Source organism: Pseudonocardia sp. D17, assembly GCF_036984265.1.
In the GTDB taxonomy this organism is placed as follows: Bacteria; Actinomycetota; Actinomycetes; order Mycobacteriales; family Pseudonocardiaceae; genus Pseudonocardia; species Pseudonocardia benzenivorans.
Map to the genome: position 1 here is coordinate 1 of NZ_BPRG01000179.1, position 1,315 is coordinate 1,315.

Genomic DNA, 1,315 nt, shown 5'->3' on the forward strand with positions numbered 1-1,315 from the left:
TCGTGATCGGGTTGGCCGCCCGTAGCGTGCCGCAGGACGTCGGACAGGCTGACTCGAGTACTTCCTGCCGCCCACGGGCTGGCTGTCTTTGGGTCTGTCGACCTGCCCGGCGTCCGTCCACGGTTTGACTCAACAGAGGCGTGCTCCGAGGCAATCATCGATCTCGAAGTCGGACTGTCAGCCGCGGATCTTCACCCTCGTTCCCCGGGCAGAGAGGACCACCGACAGCGATGACGACGTTGATCGGCGTCGACCCCCACAAGTCGACGCACACCGCCACAGCCGTGGCGCCGGAGACCCAGCGGGAGCTGTCCTCCCTGCGCATCGAGGCGACCCTCGACGACTACGAGCGCCTTCTGCGCTGGGCAGATCAGTGGCCCCGACGTCGGTGGGCGATCGAAAACGCCGCGGGGATGGGCTACCACCTGGCGTCCTGGCTGCTCGCCCGCGGTGAGCACGTCGTCGACGTCTCACCCCGCTCCACTGCTCGGGTCCGGCAACTCTCCCGGGGCGGGCGCCGCAAGAACGATCGCATCGACGCCGCCGCGGCGGCCTGCGCCGCCGCGCTGGCCGGCGACGCCAACGTTCTGCAGCCCGACGGGCTGACCGAGGCGCTGGCCCTGCTCGACGAACGCCGCACCAACCTCTCCCAAGCCCGAGTGCGCACCGCGAACCAGCTCCACGCTCTGTTCCGAGCGCTGCTGCCCGGTGGCGCGCCGCGTGACCTGTCCGCGGCCCGCGCCGAGGCGCTGCTCGACTCGATCGCACCAGCCGGACCGGCCGAATACATGCGAGTTCAGCTCGCCACCGACATGATCGCCGACCTTCACGCAGTCGATGCACGACTCAAGGCCAACGCAGCCGAGATGGCCAAGCTCGTCGCCCAATCCGGCAGCACACTGACCAGCACGCCCGGGATCGGGGCCGTGACCGCTGCCCGTTTGCTCGGCCGAACGCGTCGGGCGAGTCGGTTCCCCAGCTCCGCGGCCTTCGCCAGCTACACCGGCACCGCGCCGGTCGAGATCGCCAGCGCGGACCGCCAGCGACACCGACTGTCCCGGTTCGGCGACAGGCAGCTCAACTCGGCCCTGCATACCGTTGCCATCACTCAGATCCGGATGACCGGCAGCCGCGGACGCGCCTACTACGACACCAAGATCGCCGCCGGGAAGACCGCCCGGGAAGCTCAGCGCTGCCTTAAGCGTCGTCTCGCCGACCACCTCTGGCGCACCATGATCGCCGACGAACGTCGATCGTCATCAAGGACGGACCCGGGAGGACACTCGGGGGCGACTCTCGCATCCAGCGCGGCTAG

1 protein-coding gene is annotated in these 1,315 nt (G+C 69.4%); it reads left to right on the top strand.

The annotated features are described in order from the left end of the window. Nucleotides 1–230: 230 nt before the first annotated feature. Nucleotides 231–1,315, top strand: a 1,085-nt coding sequence (locus tag PSD17_RS25210) for an IS110 family transposase (protein ID WP_339124826.1), incomplete at its 3' end; no start/stop codon positions are given.